The sequence below is a fragment of the Achromobacter sp. Marseille-Q4954 genome, assembly GCF_943737025.1.
Classification (GTDB): domain Bacteria; phylum Pseudomonadota; class Gammaproteobacteria; order Burkholderiales; family Burkholderiaceae_B; genus Achromobacter; species Achromobacter bronchisepticus_A.
Window position 1 is genome coordinate 13,499 of record NZ_CALSFQ010000006.1, and the last position, 17,562, is coordinate 31,060.

The window sequence follows — 17,562 nt, forward strand, 5'->3', positions numbered from 1 at the left end:
TCCGCGACTCCCCATGACCCCTCGTCTGGATCTGTATACCCTGCAGGTGTTCCTGGCCGTGCTGGAAGAAGGCAGCATCGCCGCCGCCGCCGCGCGCGAACATATCGCACCATCGGCGCTATCGAAGCGCCTGTCCGAACTCGAACGCGTGCTGGACGTGCCGCTGTTCCAGCGCCATGCGCGCGGCGTGGAACCGACCAGCGCCGCACGCGCATTGGCGCGGCGCGCACGCGCGCTACTGCATCAAACCCAGGACCTGGCCGCCGAAATCCGCGACTACTCCGCCGGCCTGCGCGGCCGGGTGCGCGTCGCGGCCAACCTGTCTTCGATCGCGCAGTTCCTGCCGATGGAACTGCGCCGCTTCCTGACCCAGCACCCCAACGTGCAGATCGACCTGGAAGAATCCGTCAGCGCCGGCGTCACCCGCGCGGTGATCGACAACGCCGCCGACATCGGCGTCTATACCCAATCCGACGACGAAAACGGACTGGACATATTTCCCTACCACCGCGATGTCATGGCGCTGGTGGCGCCATCGGGGCACCCCTTGTCGCGGCGCCGGCGGGTCTCTTTCGCCGATACGCTGGATTACGACCACGTCGGCATGCACCGGGGCAGCGCCGCGAACTATCTGTTCACGCGCGAAGCCGCTTCCATGAACCGTTCCCTGCGGCTGCGCTTCCAGGTCACCTCCTACGACGCGCTGGTGTCCATGGTGCGCGCGGACCTGGGAGTCGGCATCGTGCCCACCGAGGCCCTGTCCGCCTATGTGTGCGACGAGCTCTGCATCATTCCGCTTACCGACGCCTGGGCGCAGCGCCAACTGAAGTTGTGCGTGCGCAGCAATGAATCGCTATCGGGTGCCGCCAGGCTGCTGCTGGATCATCTGATCGCCGAAGCCGCAAAGCAGCAATAGGACGCGCCGGCCGGCCCGGGCGCGACGCCTGGATCCCGAGCCATCGCGTTTCGCGATCCCCTGCCGAAGATTCACGATTTGTCCTGCCTGGGTCCATCGCAGAAGATGGAGGCCGACCACCCATATCCCGGACATCGCCGCGCAAAGCCCTCGCGGGCGCAGGATCCGGATGCCAGGAGACGACCAGCCATGAGCCTTCCAGACCGAGTCGAAATCGTGGAAGTGGGCATGCGCGACGGATTGCAGATCGAATCCGAGTTCGTGCCCACCGACACCAAAATCCAGATCCTGAACGCGCTGATCGACGCAGGCGTGCGGCACTTCGAAGCCACCTCCTTCGTTTCGCCCCGCGCCGTGCCGCAGATGCGCGACGCGCAGGAAGTCCTGCAGGGCGTGCGCAAACGTCCGGGCGTAGTGCTGGGCGCACTGGCGCCCAACCGCAAGGGCGTCGAACGCGCGCTGCAGTCGCAGGCCGACGAGATCGTCGTGTTCCTGTCCGCCACGGAAAGCCACAACACCAAGAACCTGAACCGCCCTGTCGAACAGTCGCTGCGCGACATCGAGGACATCGCGCAGCTGCTGAAAGAACACCCCATCAAGCGCAAGGGCGCCATTGCCGTCGCTTTCGGCTGCCCCTTCGAAGGCGACGTGGACCTGGGCCGCATCCGGACCATCTTCGACCACTTCGCGCGCCAGGGCTTCGATGCCGTGACCTTGGGCGACACCACCGGCATGGCCACGCCCCGGCTGGTGCGTCACACGGTCGAGACGCTGCGGGCCGATCATCCCGGCATCAAGATCTCGCTGCACTTCCACAACACGCGCGGCATCGGCCTGGTGAATGTGGTGGAAGGTCTGCGCGCCGGCGTGACGTCCTACGAATCCTCACTGGCGGGGTTGGGCGGCTGCCCGTTCGCGCCGGGCGCCACGGGCAACATCTGCACCGAAGACCTGGTCTACCTGCTGGACGAGATGGGCGTGGACAGCGGCATCGACCTGGGCGCGCTGATCAAGGTGGCCCAACGGCTGGAAGGCATCGTCGGCCGCGGCCTGCCCGGCCAGTTGATGAAGGCGGGGCCGCGCCTGCGCCTGCACGACTACGCCGTGGCCGCCGGCGCGATCGGCTGAGCCAAAACGGGATCTTCGGGATAGCCAGAACGATAACCACGCACCAATACGCCATGCCACTTACCGGAATCCGCATCCTGGACCTGACACGTATCATCTCCGGGCCGTACTGCACATCCATACTGGCCGACATGGGCGCCGAAGTGATCAAGATCGAGGCGCCCGGCGAGGGCGACCCGATCCGCCGCCAAGGCGTGATCCGGGACGGCCTGAGCTGGTATTTCGCCAACTACAACCGCAACAAGCGGTCGGTGACGCTGGACCTGTACAGCGCCGAAGGCAAGGACATCCTGCGCCAGCTGATACCCCACTGCGACGTCGTGATCGAGAACTACCGGCCCGGCATCATGGACAAGATGGGCTTCGGCGACGAGGCGCTGAAAGCGTTGCGGCCGGACATCATCCATTGCAGCATCAACGGCTTCGGCGCATCCGGCCCCTATCGCGACCGCCCCGCGTTCGACTTCATCGCCCAGGCCATGAGCGGCTTCATGAGCCTGAACGGCGGCGAAGACGATCCACCCATGCGCGCGGGGCCGCCCATCAGCGACCTGGCCGCAGGCCTGAACGGCGCGCTCGGCGTGGTGGCTGCGCTGCTGCGCCGCGAACGCACCGGCCGCGGCGACTCCATCAGCGTCAGCCTGCTGTCCAGCATGATCGGGCTGCTGAGCTTCCAGGCGTCGAACTACTTCGCCAGCGGCGAGCTGCCTCCCCGCACCGGCAACGACCACGGCATCGTCGCGCCCTATGGGCTGTTCGAGACCGCCGACGGCCAGGTCGCGATCGCGCCGTCCAACGATGCCATGTACGAAAAGCTCCTGGACGCGCTGGAGCTGCCCGAACTGCGCGCGCATCCGGAATTCCAGGCCAACGCCGACCGCATGCTGAACCGCGCATCCATCAAGTCCGCCATCGAAGCCCGCACCCGCCAGAAGGACAGCCACTACTGGATCGAACGCCTGAACCGGTACGGTGTGCCCTGCGGACAGGTGCTGAACCTGCAGGACGTGTTCGACGACCCCCAGGTCGCGGACCAGCAGATGGCCATGGACGTTGCGCATCCCGATGGCCAGCAGGTGCGCATGCTGGGCTTTCCCATCAAGTTCGCCGAGGCGCCCTGCCAGGTCCGCAGCCCCGCGCCCGAGCTGGGCGCGGACACCGAATCGGTCCTGGAGGAACTGGGCCTGTCGCGCGACCGGATCCGGGAACTCCGCGCGAAAGGAACCGTCTAGCCAACCAGGGGCCTGAACCCGCCCGCCGCAACCGAACCCGCAGTACGCGTCAGCAGCATCCGCAGCAACCGACGTCTGGCGATCACGACCGGACGCGCCCACCAAGGAATGGAGACCACAATCATGCTACGTGCCCTAATGTTCTCGGCCTGCGCGCTCGCCGCCTGCGCCCCCGCCGCCGCGCAGCAGTACCCGAACCAGCCCATCCGGGTCATCGTGCCGTTCACGCCCGGCGGCGGAACCGACTTCCTGTCGCGCACCGTCGCCGCCAAGCTGTCCGATTCGGTCAAGTGGAACGTCGTCGCCGAGAACCGGCCGGGCGCCGGCGGCACCATAGGCATCACCACCGCCGCGCGCGCCAAGCCCGATGGCTACGAGATCGTCATGGGCCAGGTCGACAACCTGGCCGTGGCGCCTTCGCTCTACACGAAGCTGGCCTATGACCCGGTCAAGGACTTCGAACCCATCGGCATCGTCGGCGAAGCGCCGCTGGTGGTCGTCGCCAACAAGAACGGCCCGTACAAGTCCCTCAAGGACCTGATCGCCGCCGCCAAGAAGGCGCCCGGCACGATCAACTACGGCTCGCCTGGAGCCGGCACCATCACGCACCTGGCCGCCGAACTGCTGCAGCTGCAGGCGGGCATCAAACTCGTGCACGTGCCCTACAAGGGATCGGGTCCGGCCATGGCCGACCTGCTGGGCGGGCAGGTCCCGGTCATCTTCACGTCCATCCCCTCGGCCGCGCCGCAGATCAAGGCCGGCAGCGCCGTGCCGCTGGCCGTGACCTCGCTCAAGCGCAGCCCGGCCATGCCGGACGTGCCCACCATCGCGGAATCCGGCTATCCCGACTTCGACGTGCGCGTCTGGTATGGGCTGCTTGCTCCCGCCAACACGCCCAAGCCCATCATCCAGACGCTGAACACGGAACTGAACAAGATCCTCGCGCTGAAAGACGTCCAGGATGCGCTGGCCGCGCAAGGCGCGACCGCCATGCCGACCACCCCTGCCCAGTTCTCGCAGACCATCGCAGCGGACTACAAGAAGTGGCGGTCGGTCATCCAGTCCGCCAACGTGAAGCTCGAATAGCATCCGATCCAGGCCTTGCGGCTGCCATAAGTACCTCTGACCGCCGCTGAATTTCAACGCACACGCGGCTTTGAATACAGCCTAGACCAAACGCATGCATCGTCTCATGCGTATGCACGACACTCCCCTCGGAAGCGTCGCGCATACGCTTGGATGATGGACCGCAGCAGCATTGACAGGGAAAGAGCCAGTCGAGACGATGACCTCAGCGCCACAGGTTTCACCATGGCGCAAGTGAAGGAGGCTCATCATGTCAATCTCATGCAGACGACTGGAGGATGTGATTGCGGTCTCGGCAGCAGGAGACCACTACCGGATCGAGCGACATATCATTCAAGAACCCGCGACGGACGACAGTCCCGATCCGCACATAGTGCTGCAATGCCGCCTGTCCACCGGCGGCGCCGTGATCTGGGAGGGGAAAGACGTGTACAGGCTGAAGTCAGGCGAAATCCTCAGGCCAGTAAATCGGCGGAAGAAGAAGAGTCCATTTGAAGGGTAGCGAAGAAAAGCCCGCGGCTTGCGCCTGCGGGCTTTTGTTTGGGCTACGCCGCCAATGCGGCTTCCGTTTCAGCTTCGAAGATGTTGGTCCAAAAATCGTCCCACGCGGCCTTGCTTCTTTCATAACCCATACGGATTTCCTGCTCGCATTCCGGCGATTTTCTGATTTCCCCGTCTATGGCTGCGCGCAAGCGCAATCGATGCTGGATATCGACTTCGCCGATGAGCATCTCCAAAAAACGCCAGTTGCCGAGAGGATTTACGAGCCGCACGCTCAGCATGACTGAAGCCGGCAAGGGCGCCGCCGCGCCGACAGCGCTGAAATCCACTTGGTCATCAACACATTTCTACCTGGGTCAAGTAAAAAAAATGGTCTGCCCTTTTAGAATGAACGGGCCCTGAAAAATGGTCGAGGCGCGCTAGGTTTTCTCCCATGCCTGCACCACAGCGCGCTGCCTTGCCGCGCACTCCCCATATAGCGCCACCAGGAAGATATAGCTGCGCGCAAGATCGTCCCAGCTATCGCTCGTCACCTCGGGCACTTGCGGACACTGCTGCGCCAGGTTGGCCGGCAGAATTGGCCAGGCGACCGGCTTCGTTGATGTGCCGCAGCCGCTCAGCGTCAACGCGGCAGCCAGCAGGCAAAGGGCTCTGGACTTCGACACGGGTGTACCTCTCGATGATCTTGGGGCTGGCGTCGCGCAGCGCGACAAGCGCGCCCTCCAGGGATTCGGAGATCCCGCCCAGGCGCGTCGTCTGACGCTGGAACTCGGTGAGCTCGGCCAGCGTGTAGTCGGCATTGGCCTGGTCTATTCCGGCGCGGTACTGAACGGCGCCATACCAGCGCACGCACAGGAACGCGGCGGCCACCAGGACGGTGCCGATCAGATACGGCGCCAACGCGCGCAGCGATGCGTTCATGCGCGTCCCTTCCAGCCGCGCGGGATCTGGAAGTGCGGGCCGTCTTTGAGCGTCTTCCAGTCGCCGCCCCATTCCACCGGAACGCCGAGCTCGGCCGCGCAGGCCTTGACCACCTGCGCCAGGCCGGCGAAGGCCTGCCAGTTGCTCCAGGGAATCACCCCATCAATCAGCGGCGCCAGGTCAACGGCGTGGCTCAGGCCGTCCGCCTGCGGCAAGTGGTAGCTGTCCATCGTCTGGCTGGCGCCACGGGCGACGTACTCGCGTTGCCGCTCAAGGGTACGAACGCCTTCCACCACAGTGAAGTCGACCGTCGTGCGTTGAATCGCCAGTTGGACGATCTCGGCCAGGTCGGGATGCACCCCGACCAGGCGGTCCAGGCTGCGTTGGGATAGTTGGAAAGTACTCACGGATGAAGTCTCCGCATGAATGAAACGATGCGCCTCATGCCCCTCTGCCGCGCACTCGGTCGATCACGGCCTGCCACAACGCGCCGATGGGAACGGTCTGCACAACCTCCCATCCTCGGGAGACGATGGCCATGCCGAACATGCCGGTCAGAAAACCGGCGAGGCCTTCTGGAATCTCCAGCAGCAGCGACAGATAGGGAGCCGCGTAGTACGCCACCAACGAGCCGCTGGCAGCCATGCTCAGCCGGGCTGGCCATGATCCTTGCAGATAGCGCATGGAAACCGCTGCGCCAAGCACGCCGGCCAACTTGGCGGCCAGCGCATCGAAATCTTGGATGTTCAATTGCGTGCCTTCTCGACGAAAAACAGCCCGCCGTAGCGGGCAGACGCGAGTTTTCTACTCAGATCGTGCTACTTGCGGCGGCGTGAACATCCCTTCGTTATACGCCCACCACTCGCCAGGCATCGGCTCTTCGTTGGTGACATCAACAAGGGCCTCAAGAAAAAAAGGCGGAAACCTTAGTTCAATCGGAATTTCGGTTCCATCGTCATAAAGCAGCGGTTTGATGATTTCAACAACAGCGCCGTTCTCTATACGTGCATAGGTCCGCATCATGCATACTCCCTTACAACGATCAATCCTGGTGCGCCGGCGCCACCAGAAAATCCACCCGTGCTAGGAGCCGCGGCTGCTCCACCACCGCCTCCGCCAGGAGTAAGCGCGTCGTCCCCTGCGGTAATAGCCGTACGGCCGCCGCCAGCACCAAGAATCGATGCGCCGCCACTACCGCCCACCCCATGCACTGCCGATAAAGCAAGTCCGTAGTCGCCATTGCCTCCTCGCGCCGAAACTACGTTTGCAAGCGTTGAGAATCCACCGGTGCCTCCGAAAATCATGAGCGGAAACCCCGTCGAAGTCAGCCCTTTTGCCCCACCGCTAGCGCCAGCAGCAATAAGGAGCGTGCCGAAGGAAGTTGATCCTCCCATCCCCCCCGAACCCGCGCCGGTCGCCAATCCTCCGACACCGCCCGCACCAACGGTAATCGGAATGGACGAGAGCGAGCCGGAGAAAATGGATCGCCCATAACCACCAGCCCCCCCTCCTGCTCCGGTGCTGCGCGCGCCAGCACCGTTCGCTTCCGTTCCGCCGCCACCTCCCCCACCGGAAATGATTTCAACATCGGTACGAGTTGTCTGAGCCACCGTAGAAAACGTTGTCCCCCCCAGCGAAGTAAACGCACCACCGTCAACGCTGACCTGCTGCAAGCCCGAGATTATTCGGTATACCGAAGTGCGGAGCAACACGCCCGCCATTCCGTTCTTCCAACCGGCCCCGCCTGTGTCCGGATCGCTCCTGTTGCTCTCAACTGTATTCAGCCAGTGCCCGGTAAAGTCTGAGCGCATCAGTATTGCGCCCTTGGGATAGCCACCGATCGCAGCAGCAAAGACAGCGTCGTACTTATATCCGCCTCCGGCTTGCCCCCATCGGATGGCCGAGCTCAAAAAGTTCAAGATGCCATTGAAATCCGCGCCCGTCGGCGGCACTCCACCTGCAGCCAGGGGAGTCATCGTCAGAGGGGGAAAGCCATCGATGAACGAAGCTGCCCCAGGCTTGAGGCTGATCTGTGATGCTTCAGGAATCACATTTTTTGTTCCGCTCTCCGCAAACGGAATGGAAGACTTGCTGGGTGCATTGCTAGCTTGCATTGATAAGCCCCGAAGAAGTGAAAAGTACGCCCGAGCCGAACGGCTGCATCAGCGCTTCGTTGAATCCGAACGTAGTAGAAAGATCGACCTGCAGGATGTTCGCCAGAACCGCGGCCGGTTTGGGTATCGCGCCTGACTGAGTCAGGATGGCGATTTCATGCGGCGCCAGCGCGAACTCGAACACGTAGCGGAATTCCATCCTCCCTGTGTCCGACACGTAGCAACGCCCGCGCCCCGCGAACAGGTTCGACAGCAGCCGGTTCAAACTGGGCGAAGTGCAGTCCGAGATGTTGGCCAGCGCCTTGACCAGGATGAGCGTCCGATACGCGTCGTCGGCGAGCCGATACGTCTGCGTGGCCTGCTCGCCTGTATAGAACGGCGCCTGGTTGAAAGGCTGCCAGTCCAGCGCCTCGTCAAATCCCAGATAGGTGACGTCTCCCGGCACCGTCAGCATCCGGCCGACGTCGACGATCCTGCCCCAGATGTCCAGCCCGAAACCCTGCGCGGTCTCGACGTTCCAGACGAAGTCATGGAAAGCGTCGAAATCGGCGTCGGGGTTGATGTAGTCATCCATGTTGTTGATCAACTGGACGAGCGTGGGGCTGTTGGCGTACTGGCTGATGAGGGTCCGGGCCGCCAGCCCCGGCTTAGGCACGACGCTCATATCAATGTCACCGCAATATCGCTGGCCGTGATCGTGGGCCGGCGGTTGATCGGTACGGCCAAGCTGGCGCCCGACGGCGTGTCGGAGCCCAGCAGCAAGGACAGGATGGAAACCACCGGGCTCAGCACCGAAATGGGTGCGTAGAAGCGGCTGGCATAAATGGTCGATCCGATCCGCGCGCGCTGCCCGCCATCTCCGCCGTTGAAGGCGTCCATGATCGCCTGCTTGGTCAAAGCCACAATGTCCGACGGCAGCGCGGGGTTGTTCGCGAGCTGCACCGCGAAGCGCACGGGCAGCGCTGCCGGGGTTTCCCAGGTCACGACATACGACGGGTAGGGATAGGCATATCCCTCCTTGTCCTCCACGGCATAGGAGGTGTTGCCGTTGTAGTCGGAGCCATTGCTCTTCTTGCGCCAGATGGCATCTGCGATGTCCGCCGCCTCGCCGCCCGTCACCGCGACCCAGATGGAGTGCGGACGCAGGACGACGCCGCCGACCGTCTTCGGTACGGAGAGATCGTTCTCCGTCACGTAGGCGTCGATGACGCCCTCCACGTTCGCCACGTTGGCGTAGATCGCCGGGATCGAGCCGCGGGCGTTCAGCGCCACCGACTGCCGCCGGCGCTCCTCGAACTCGGCCCGGCTTTCCACATGGCTGCCCACCGTTGCGGCATCGGCGTTCGATACCGACTCCCAACCGGGAATGGCCTGATATATCTGGTTCAGTGCGCCTGGCGCGCAATCCACCGGCCCATCGACCGAGCAAGCGAATGGCAGGTCGACGCTTCCGCTGGCCGGTATCGTTCCCGCCTGGGTGCACAGATACAGATTGCCATCCACCGCCTGGGCGCGCGCGCCCACGGGTATCGTCACGCCCGCCAGGCCCGTGCAGGTTGCGATGACAGCGGTAGGCGTACCCGGCTTGCGGTCCAGGAAGTAGATCCGCCCGATGGCGTCCTGCATCCGCCCTTGCGCATAGGCCGGGTCGACCTGGTTCACGTAGGTCGCGAACTCGTTGTTCTTGTCGCCGATGATGGCGGTGGTGCTGGAGGCCAGCTGGCCCTGGGGCGTTTCCAGCGCGGGATTCAGCCCGCCACCGAAGGCCGCGTCCATGTCAGACAGGACGCCGGCGAGGATGGCGGATTCGTTGGGCAGCACCAGCCCTTCCGGCGTGAACTGCACGCGCGGCACTTTCGAGTTGTTCGGCATGGTTTCCTCAGAAGCTGACGGTTTGCGTCGTTCCGTCTTGCAGGGTGATTGCGACGTAGCCCGCCAGGGCGCGGTCGGTATAGGAGGTCAGCGTGCAGACCGCGTCGGCCACGTCCGGGACTGTCAGCGCGGCTCGCCGGACGTGCTCCCGCACCAACGCCAGCGGCGGTTGATGGCCCAGGAATTCTTCCCAATACGGAACGCCTGGGGCGGTGTTGTAGAACAGCTCCCCCTTGAACAGCTTGATGGCGCTGGCGACGTCTTGCGCCACGGCGTAGGGCTTGGTCGCCAGCGCGATGTTTCCCGCGGCATCAAGCACCAGGTCCCAAGCCGTCCGGTCTAGCAGCAACGTGTTCAATTGGGCGCTCCTGTGTTTGCCGGCCCGCTTTGCACGCCGGAATGCGTGTGGGTGCTGCCCACGTCCTTGCCGTTGTTGCGCAGCGTACCCAGCGTGTGCATGTCGCCCTGCCAGGTAGACGTGCCGCCGAAGGATCCGCCGCCTTGCTGCACCGTCCCGTTCAGCACGATCCGGGGCGAATTCAATGCGCACTGCGCGCTGGCGTTCAGTTCGATATTGGGTGCGGCCACCGTCACCTTAGAGGGCGACACGACGTTGATGCCGTCCGCCGTGAACTGCACGTACTGCACCGGGGTTCCATTCAACAGACCGCCGAAATACAGCCCGTCCGCCATGTCGTGGGAACGCCAGGAACCGGGGTTGTTCTGCGCCTTTGAGGTCTTCACCAGCGAGATGTCCCGATTCGCGAAAGCCGCCATCCCGATATCCCCGACCTTCGGGTCCAGGATGACGGCGTCCGCTCCGCCCTGAAGGCGAAAGTAGGGAAGACGATGCAGGACCCCGTGCGGCACGGCATTGCCGGCGCCATCGAGCTGGTTGACGAGCGGCTGCACATCGACGAAACCCACCGGAGACAGTCCGCCTGCATTCGTCACCGACACCACCTTGACCAGCGTCGCCGTACTGACTCGATTCAGGGCCTGGCTGATCAGGAACTGCAAGGCCCCGAACTCGCTGTCGCCCTGGCCGGCTTGCGCCAGCCCTGCGTATCCGTATTGCTTAGCCATTGAGATTCCTTTTGCATACGGCCACCGACTGCCAGACGCCGCCAGGCACCTCTGCCTCCAGCTTGTGGGACAGACTCACAATGATCCACTCGCCATGCGCGGGTTCGACGGTGCTGATGACCTGCACTCTTTTTCCCAAGCCGAGGTGCGGGTTGTAGAGCGTCGTCAGTTGCAGTCCCTTGCTCGTAAACGCCGGATATCCGATCAACCCCGTTTCCGGCGCCACGAGAATCGGATCGCCCTTTCGGTATCCGCCCTCCGGCCAGACTGACAGGATGCCGCGGTCTATCGTGAAATTGACCCGGGCGGCCTTCGCGCAACTGCGTAGTTGGTCCATGTCGGTTCCGGAAAAATAGGGGTCGGCCAACACATAGTCCTCCCCACTTTTTTCGCCCTTGTATCCCATTGATTTGGCGATATCGCACATGATTTCCTGCGCCTTTTTCGCGCCGGGAAACGACCTGGCGGATGCGGGCTTTACCTGCTTGGCCCCAGCCACCTCGGTCTTGACTGTGAATACGCCCCCCGCGGCCGCTTTGCCCTCTGCCCCCATTCCGTAACCACCCCAGGCCTCGACGATGTCTCCTTCGTAGACCACGCAGGGAACACCCGAGTCTCCCGCTGCGTCGATCCGGACAAGATTCTTTCCCCGGCGCTCCGTCATGACGGGTCCTATCGTCGTCAGTTTGTTCATCAGGTCTTGATTCAGTCCGTGGATCTGCAGGGTCATTGGACTGTTTTCGAATACGGTATGGAGAGGAATATCCACCGTCATCCTGTAGCCGCTGAGCGTCACATCCGGCCCCTGCTCATCGCCGAACTCCCCCTTGCCCAGGCTGATGGTCACGTTCAGCCGGCGTTTGATGAAGCTCATGGTTCCAAAGGCTCCAGGTATGCCAGGACGAAACGCGAACCGAGATGCTGATGCTGCGGGTCGACGTGGCCCTGAGTGTCCACAAAAGCCAGATCGCCGACGAAGCCCAGGTAAGCTGACCGCACCAGCCGTACCCGGTCATGGCAAAGCACCGTGGTCACGATGGGCGCATTGTCGAGTTCAAGATCCAGATAGAGTCCGGTCGACTTCTGGTAGACGGCGATCTGGCAGTTCTGCCCGGACAGCACGACGCTGAGCGTTTGCGCCGGCACGGGTCTTAGGGGAATTCTCTTCATTGGATGGGCTCCAGATCCGCCACCTTGTTCTGGTCGCGCCGGGGATAGGCATCAATCTCGAACGCCTGCACCTGGCCATTGCTCACTTCATACGCGCCGCTGGGGTCCTGCGTGGCCGGCGATAGCTGGACGGCCGTCTGCCGGACTTCCTGCAGCGTCAGATCGACGATCAGGAGGCTGGAGCCGTTCTTGTCTGCGCGGGTGTACGAGTACTTCACCAGGTTGGCCGACGGATAGACGATCTCGGGCGTCACCACTGAGTACAGTTCCGTGCTGCCGACAATGCGCTCCAGCACGGACAACATGATGTTGCGCGACGCCGGATCACCGCCATGCGCCAGCTTGATGGTCGCCTCGAATGGCGCATCGACCTTGTTGAAGGACGAGAATCCGCCCTGCTCCGAGGGATAGCTGGATATCTGGCTGCCCTGATTGAAAGCAATGCTGAGGAACGTCTCGAAGACCAGCATCTGCCGCCCATCGACGCCATACAGCCCCCAGCGAGGAGGACCGAAGATCCTATCGGTCAGCGCCGCAAGTTCGAAGCTTGCCGGTTCGAAGACCGAAGGAAGCGTCGCCGCGCGGAAGACCGCGGGGACGCCCGGACCGCTCGGGACATCGGGAAAAGGAATAAACGGCATCAGAACATCCCCGTATTGCCTTGTTGGACGAGATTCTGGGAGCGCCCCACACGTCCCAAATCGCGGGCGACTCCCTCGCCATCCGTCGCTTGCGTCATAACCGTAATGGGGCCGTGGATATGAGTTTCGGACGTATTGCTGGTGGTTGCCGTGCTGCTCGGGATGGCGGCAGCGCTGGCTTGGGCTGCCGCGACCGTCGTAGCCGCAGCCGCGGCGCCTCGTTCCTGATCTTCGAGGAAAAGCGTCCCATAGATTGCCCCGGCAGCGGCGGCGAGCTTGCGCTCTTCGCTTGAGCTGGCCCCTTCGGACTTGTTCAATCCAAAGTGGCGGTACACGGCCACGCTGGCCTGGGCCGGGGTGGTGGCAGCGGCCAGATGTACTCCCGCCCTACGCCTGGTGCTCTCCAACTCGCTGGCGACGAAATCCAGCTGTTGTTCAACCGTGGACTCGCGCAGGTCCATGCCATATATGCGCTTGAACTCGGCCTGGCGTCGCGGATTCCATAGTCCGATGCCGGCGGAAGCGCCATCGGCGCCCACGGCCCTGGGGTCCAGGTTGCTTTGGGCCTGCAGGTTGGCCACCAGCCCCACGGCCGCCTCCCGGGTGTAGCCCTTCTTGGACTCGAAGTACCTGACCGCATCGAGAACCTCTTTACTCCTTAGCGCGGGATTGTCCCTTGCTGCCAGGAATTCGGCCTCGCCTACGTTCGTGTCCCTGCTATTGAACAACAATGCGATGCCTGCCGCGACAGGTCCTGCCGCTCTCAACGCCGCAGGACCCAAGCCTCTCAATGCACCCAGTCCACGCGCCGCACCGGCGCCACCAAGTGTTCCGAGAGCCGTAGCCACGGCCCCCAAGGCAGATGCCAGGCTCAGCAGCGAATTCGCCCAGGACAGAATCTTGAGCGTCCCCAACGCCAGCAGGACGTTTTGCCATCCTCCCACCGCCTGCGCCGCCGAATCGACTGCATCGACGAACTTCACGATGGCCTGCGCCGCTGCGTCGACCCACTCGACGATCTCGTCGCGGTTCTCAAGCAGATAATCGCCCCAGCCCTGGGCGAGCGAGATAATCCGCTCGAACGCCGGCATGAGCGCCAGCAGCACCTTGACGCTCACCGATTCAAAGGTATCGCGCAGGTCCAGGTAGCGGTCACGCAGCTGCGCGGCCGCTTGCGCATCGTTGCCGGAGATGGCTGCGCGTTTCTCCTGGACCTGAAGCATCCGCTCGAGCTCGTCGGGCCCGCGCTTGAACAGATTGAACAGGCCCTCGCTGATGCCCATTTCCTGGGCGGCCAGCGCGGCCTGAGCCCTGTCCTTCTGGTAAAGATCGGCAATGATCCTCGACCTGGCCAGCAGGTAGGTGTTCCCATCCTTGAGGTCGCCGACATTGCCGCCGTTGCGGAAGAACGCGGGTAGCGAGTCCGCGGCGGATCCGCGGTTGAATCTGGCTACCTCGCCCGAGGATTCCCTCAATTGGGCGGAAATGGCTTCCGCGGTTCCGCCAGCCCGCTCGGCCGCCATCTGCCAGGCAGACAGCCGCTCCGTGCTCATGCCCAGGTTCTCGGCCATTTGCCCCAGGCCGGCCGCGCCGGTGATGGTGTCCGCCGCGTAACGCTTCGGATCGAAACCCGCAGTGACGAGCAAGGCATCGGTGATGGTGGCCATGCAATTACCTCGGTTCAGCTAGGACGCGCCTGTTGTGTGCGTCCACCGCAATCACCTCAAGCAGGTTGTACAGGTCTTCGGCACCGTAGACCGTCTGCAGGTCGTGCAGCAGGCCCGGATGCCGGGAAATCACCACGCCAATACTCCGGGGAATATTGGCGTAGCGAATCAGGCGCGTGCCGCCGTTGTGGACTTGGAGCCCGAAGTCGATGGGACGGCGGCCGTAAAAAAATCCAGGTGCAAGCCCAGGACTTTCTTGCGCAGCGCGAACAGGGTCGCCACCTCCTCGACATCGCCAGACATGAGCTCGCGCGTCACACTTGGGCTGGGCTGGATCTGCACGCAATCCATCATCTTGTCCAGCAAGGGCTTGGCGCTGTCGAAAGGCAGCTTGGCGAGAGCCTTCATGCCCATGGCGGCCACGCCGGCCAGCCCTGCCTCGGCGATGTTTTCCGGAATTTCCACCCCGGCGTTCATCAACGAAAACAGCGCCCGGCCGGCCCATTCCTCGGCGTCGTAGGCAGAAAGCTCCGTCAGGATGAACACCTTGCCCTTGTCGCGCCCTTCCGCGCCGATGGTCAGGGTTATCTGCTTTCTGGCCATGTCACACCAACGCCGGAGAGACGTTCTGCCAGGTGATCTGGAACGCCATGGGTTGGAGCATCGCCTTGGCATCCGGCGCCGGCGGAATCTGCGTCAGCACGCCGCGGGTCAGCGTGTACTTGCGGTCGATCGACGGGATGTTGAGGGTGCCGTTTGCATAGAACACTTCCCGGGCCGTTTCGCTGGCCGCCATCCAGATCTCGAAGATGCGCATGGACGGGGAGTCGGGCTGGATCGTGATGGTCTGCACGCAGGGGACCGGCACGTAGCCGGCCGACATGCGGCCGTCCACGCCCATGGTTACCTGCGCGGGCTTGGCAGCGTCGAAGGTGAAGGCGCTGTCGGAAGCGTAGCCCTCGATTTTCTGCGGCACCGAAAAAACGCCGCCCACCGTAAGCATCAGAACCGAGTTGGCACTGGTCAAAGTCGCCATGTTGAATCCTTAAAGAATGGCCAGCGAGGCCAGGGTGATCTGCTGGACGGAACCGCCGTCCAGGTACCAGAACGTCATGGGCGGGGTGCCGCGAGCCTCTCGCACCTGCGGCGTCGCGTCCTTGATCTGCAGATACCAGCCGCGGGTCTGGAGCGTGTCGGAGATATCCACGCCGGCCTGGCTGTTGATCTGCGCCTTCTGCTGGCTCGACAGCGTCACGCCGGCGCGGATGGCGCCGAAGTTGACCGCGGCGTTGATCGGGTCCAGGCAGGCAGCGTCGATCAGCGTGTAGCCGTCGATGTTGTAGGGAATGGCGTTCACCTGGGTCAGCAAGCTCATCAGCGCCTGCTGGAACGCCGCGTTCAGCCAGATCTGGTTGACGTAGGTGTCGACCCATTTCCAGTTGCCGCTGATCTGGCCCGGGTACAGGAAGCGGAAGCGGTCGTTGCTGGTGGCGTAGTCGCCATAGAAGTTGTAGCCGTTGTCGATCAGCGTCTGAGCGGTCGTGGCGTCGGTCACCGAGAACGCCAGGCCCGACTGGCCTTTGAACGCCAGCGTGGCGCGGCCGTTGGTGCGTTCGAAGTCCAGAGACGCCACCGCGCCCAGGACAAAGGCTGCATGCAGGATGTCCTTGTAGACAGGCACGGAACCCGAGTACTCGTTGGCGCTTACGACAGCAGCCCAGTTGGACGTATTGCCCTGCTGCGTGGCGGTGACATCGGTGTCCCAGCCGACGTAGGCGTAGCGGTCGCCCTGGGCATTGGTCCACGCCGAAAACGCCACCTTGCCGGCCGTATCGGGCTCGAAGGTCGTCATGAACGCCGCCCAGTTCTGGGTCAGGTCGATAATCCGGCCCATGTCCACCGCCGGGACGCCGGCCGCGGCCCCATGCGACACCAGGGCGCCTGCGGCCTGCGTCAGCTTCAAGCCCGATGCGAGGGTGCCGCTGCCATAGGAGACCGTGCTGGCGGCGCCGTCGGTGGCCGAGGTGATCACGAAAGCGGCGCGCTGCGCGTCATAGCCGCAGGTCGCGCCCATGGCGGTGAACGCCGCTTCGATGATCGAGGCGGCGTTCGAGAAGCTCGTTGCCGTCGACAGGTCGATGCTGGAGGACGTCTTGGCCACGCCATCCACGCTGACCGTCAGGATGCCGGACAGCGCCTGCAGCTGGGCCAGCGTCACGGCGGCCATCGAGCCGCCACGCAAATAGGCGGAAACCGCTGCCGCCGGATATTGGGCATACAGCAGATTGCCCGGCTTGCGGGTCGAGTTGTCGAAGCCGTTGAAGTAGACGTCGGCCAGGGCGGCTTCGGTCGAGGTGGGACCGAAGAAGCGCTGGACGTCGCGCGCAGTCGCGAAGCTCTGGACGGTGCCGATGGGGACGGCAGTATCGTGGGTCAGGATCAGGCCGTTCAAATCGAGCGCCGATCCGCCGGCGGCGATCACGCCAGGCACGACCTGGACGATTTCACTGGCGGGAATGGACATAGGATTAAGCTCCCGTAGGGTAGGTGGTGTCGGCCTCGATGAGGCCCACGTGAAGGTGGTCCGCAAACTGCTGCGGCACGCTGATGGAAGGGTTGAACTGCAGGACGGCGTCGAACGACCACCGCTCGAAGGTCTGGCTTTCTCCGCTCTCGAAGGGCAATTGCTTGAGCTCGCCCGCGTATAGCGGTTGAGCCCGTCCCAGATTCCCCAGGAACTCGCACCCGTACTGGCTGCGCAGGGCAATCGACAACGTGAGCGCCAGGTCCAGGGCCCGCGCGCCGTAGCCATCCACCCGGGCAGACCATTGCGTGGCCTGGGTCATGATTCGTTTCCCCGCCGCGGGCGACGGATCGGCATAGGTCATGACCGGCACGGAAAGGCCCTGCGCCGCCAACGGAGTGATGACGACACACTCGCGCGGTGGCGCGGGAACCCAACTGGGCAGACCGCGGACTACGTCGCAGTCGACCAAAGTCTTGAAGAATGCGGCGAGGTCCTCTACCAGCTGGTTTTCAGTGATGCTGATCTGAACGCTCATGGAGTTGAATTCCTGCTGAAGAAGACAGGCGCCGAAACATCGCGCCCAAATGCAAAAGCCCCGGCACGTGGCCGGGGCTGTATTTCGGGGTTGCATTTGTCAGGGGCGCAATGCCCCGGACCAATTGTGATCGATTGCGTGACCGTTGGGTCGAGGTCTTGTGACG

Annotated in this window: 23 protein-coding genes; 4 read left to right on the forward strand and 19 right to left on the reverse strand. The window is 63.5% G+C overall.

Annotation, left to right across the window (positions count from 1 at the left end; translation table 11 throughout):
- Positions 1–13: 13 nt before the first annotated feature.
- The 4 genes from NGK62_RS31995 (at position 14) to NGK62_RS32010 (ending at position 4,362) form a co-directional block, all read left to right on the forward strand.
- A complete protein-coding gene (locus NGK62_RS31995; protein WP_059371919.1) occupies positions 14–916 on the forward strand; it encodes a LysR family transcriptional regulator in 903 nt (300 codons plus the stop codon).
- 189 nt (positions 917–1,105) lie between these two features.
- Complete coding sequence (locus NGK62_RS32000; protein ID WP_118933182.1) at positions 1,106–2,044, forward strand: hydroxymethylglutaryl-CoA lyase; 939 nt, start codon at positions 1,106–1,108, stop codon at positions 2,042–2,044.
- 53 nt (positions 2,045–2,097) lie between these two features.
- Positions 2,098–3,276, forward strand: coding sequence for a CaiB/BaiF CoA transferase family protein (locus tag NGK62_RS32005; RefSeq protein WP_251882104.1), 1,179 nt, complete (start codon positions 2,098–2,100; stop codon positions 3,274–3,276).
- Positions 3,277–3,399: 123 nt separating this feature from the next.
- Entirely contained in the window at positions 3,400–4,362 is a 963-nt protein-coding gene (locus tag NGK62_RS32010; RefSeq protein ID WP_118933184.1) for a Bug family tripartite tricarboxylate transporter substrate binding protein, read from the forward strand.
- Between the two features lie 545 nt (positions 4,363–4,907).
- Here the strand turns inward: NGK62_RS32010 and NGK62_RS32015 are convergent.
- The 19 genes from NGK62_RS32015 to NGK62_RS32100 form a co-directional block, all read right to left on the reverse strand.
- Complete coding sequence (locus NGK62_RS32015) at positions 4,908–5,192, reverse strand: hypothetical protein (protein WP_251882106.1); 285 nt, start codon at positions 5,190–5,192, stop codon at positions 4,908–4,910.
- Positions 5,193–5,282: 90 nt separating this feature from the next.
- On the reverse strand, positions 5,283–5,441 hold the full coding sequence (locus tag NGK62_RS32450; RefSeq protein ID WP_502803614.1) for a hypothetical protein: 159 nt from the start codon (positions 5,439–5,441) through the stop codon (positions 5,283–5,285).
- Positions 5,383–5,784: a hypothetical protein gene (locus NGK62_RS32020; RefSeq protein WP_251882108.1), complete on the reverse strand. Its 402-nt coding sequence runs from the start codon at positions 5,782–5,784 to the stop codon at positions 5,383–5,385. Before NGK62_RS32020 ends, NGK62_RS32450 begins: the two co-directional genes overlap by 59 nt.
- Positions 5,781–6,191: a M15 family metallopeptidase gene (locus tag NGK62_RS32025; protein WP_251882110.1), complete on the reverse strand. Its 411-nt coding sequence runs from the start codon at positions 6,189–6,191 to the stop codon at positions 5,781–5,783. The genes NGK62_RS32020 and NGK62_RS32025 overlap by 4 nt, the downstream gene beginning before the upstream one ends.
- 34 nt (positions 6,192–6,225) lie before the next feature.
- Entirely contained in the window at positions 6,226–6,534 is a 309-nt protein-coding gene (locus NGK62_RS32030; protein WP_059371904.1) for a hypothetical protein, read from the reverse strand.
- Between the two features lie 54 nt (positions 6,535–6,588).
- Complete coding sequence (locus NGK62_RS32035) at positions 6,589–6,807, reverse strand: hypothetical protein (RefSeq protein WP_251882112.1); 219 nt, start codon at positions 6,805–6,807, stop codon at positions 6,589–6,591.
- Positions 6,804–7,898: a glycine-rich domain-containing protein gene (locus NGK62_RS32040; RefSeq protein WP_251882137.1), complete on the reverse strand. Its 1,095-nt coding sequence runs from the start codon at positions 7,896–7,898 to the stop codon at positions 6,804–6,806. Before NGK62_RS32040 ends, NGK62_RS32035 begins: the two co-directional genes overlap by 4 nt.
- On the reverse strand, positions 7,888–8,562 hold the full coding sequence (locus tag NGK62_RS32045; RefSeq protein WP_251882113.1) for a DUF2612 domain-containing protein: 675 nt from the start codon (positions 8,560–8,562) through the stop codon (positions 7,888–7,890). Before NGK62_RS32045 ends, NGK62_RS32040 begins: the two co-directional genes overlap by 11 nt.
- Complete coding sequence (locus tag NGK62_RS32050; RefSeq protein WP_251882115.1) at positions 8,559–9,770, reverse strand: baseplate J/gp47 family protein; 1,212 nt, start codon at positions 9,768–9,770, stop codon at positions 8,559–8,561. Before NGK62_RS32050 ends, NGK62_RS32045 begins: the two co-directional genes overlap by 4 nt.
- Positions 9,771–9,777: 7 nt before the next feature.
- Positions 9,778–10,128, reverse strand: coding sequence for a contractile injection system sheath initiator (locus tag NGK62_RS32055; RefSeq protein ID WP_118933192.1), 351 nt, complete (start codon positions 10,126–10,128; stop codon positions 9,778–9,780).
- Positions 10,125–10,856 (reverse strand): hypothetical protein, encoded by a 732-nt coding sequence (locus tag NGK62_RS32060; RefSeq protein ID WP_059371893.1) that lies wholly within the window; start codon positions 10,854–10,856, stop codon positions 10,125–10,127. The genes NGK62_RS32055 and NGK62_RS32060 overlap by 4 nt, the downstream gene beginning before the upstream one ends.
- The gene (locus tag NGK62_RS32065) at positions 10,849–11,730 is read right to left on the reverse strand and encodes a baseplate hub protein (RefSeq protein ID WP_118933193.1); all 882 of its coding nucleotides are present in this window, start codon (positions 11,728–11,730) and stop codon (positions 10,849–10,851) included. Before NGK62_RS32065 ends, NGK62_RS32060 begins: the two co-directional genes overlap by 8 nt.
- Positions 11,727–12,026, reverse strand: a complete 300-nt coding sequence (locus tag NGK62_RS32070) for a phage baseplate plug family protein (RefSeq protein ID WP_118933194.1) — start codon at positions 12,024–12,026, stop codon at positions 11,727–11,729. Before NGK62_RS32070 ends, NGK62_RS32065 begins: the two co-directional genes overlap by 4 nt.
- On the reverse strand, positions 12,023–12,667 hold the full coding sequence (locus tag NGK62_RS32075; protein ID WP_118933195.1) for a phage baseplate protein: 645 nt from the start codon (positions 12,665–12,667) through the stop codon (positions 12,023–12,025). The genes NGK62_RS32070 and NGK62_RS32075 overlap by 4 nt, the downstream gene beginning before the upstream one ends.
- Positions 12,667–14,334, reverse strand: a complete 1,668-nt coding sequence (locus NGK62_RS32080; protein ID WP_251882117.1) for a phage tail tip lysozyme — start codon at positions 14,332–14,334, stop codon at positions 12,667–12,669. Before NGK62_RS32080 ends, NGK62_RS32075 begins: the two co-directional genes overlap by 1 nt.
- Before the next feature lie 168 nt (positions 14,335–14,502).
- On the reverse strand, positions 14,503–14,937 hold the full coding sequence (locus NGK62_RS32085; RefSeq protein ID WP_251882119.1) for a hypothetical protein: 435 nt from the start codon (positions 14,935–14,937) through the stop codon (positions 14,503–14,505).
- A 1-nt stretch (position 14,938) separates the two neighbouring features.
- Complete coding sequence (locus tag NGK62_RS32090; protein WP_251882121.1) at positions 14,939–15,370, reverse strand: phage tail fiber protein; 432 nt, start codon at positions 15,368–15,370, stop codon at positions 14,939–14,941.
- A 9-nt stretch (positions 15,371–15,379) separates the two neighbouring features.
- On the reverse strand, positions 15,380–16,858 hold the full coding sequence (locus NGK62_RS32095; RefSeq protein WP_118933198.1) for a DUF3383 domain-containing protein: 1,479 nt from the start codon (positions 16,856–16,858) through the stop codon (positions 15,380–15,382).
- Positions 16,859–16,862: 4 nt separating this feature from the next.
- Positions 16,863–17,396, reverse strand: a complete 534-nt coding sequence (locus NGK62_RS32100) for a phage neck terminator protein (protein ID WP_251882123.1) — start codon at positions 17,394–17,396, stop codon at positions 16,863–16,865.
- Positions 17,397–17,562 lie beyond the last annotated feature (166 nt).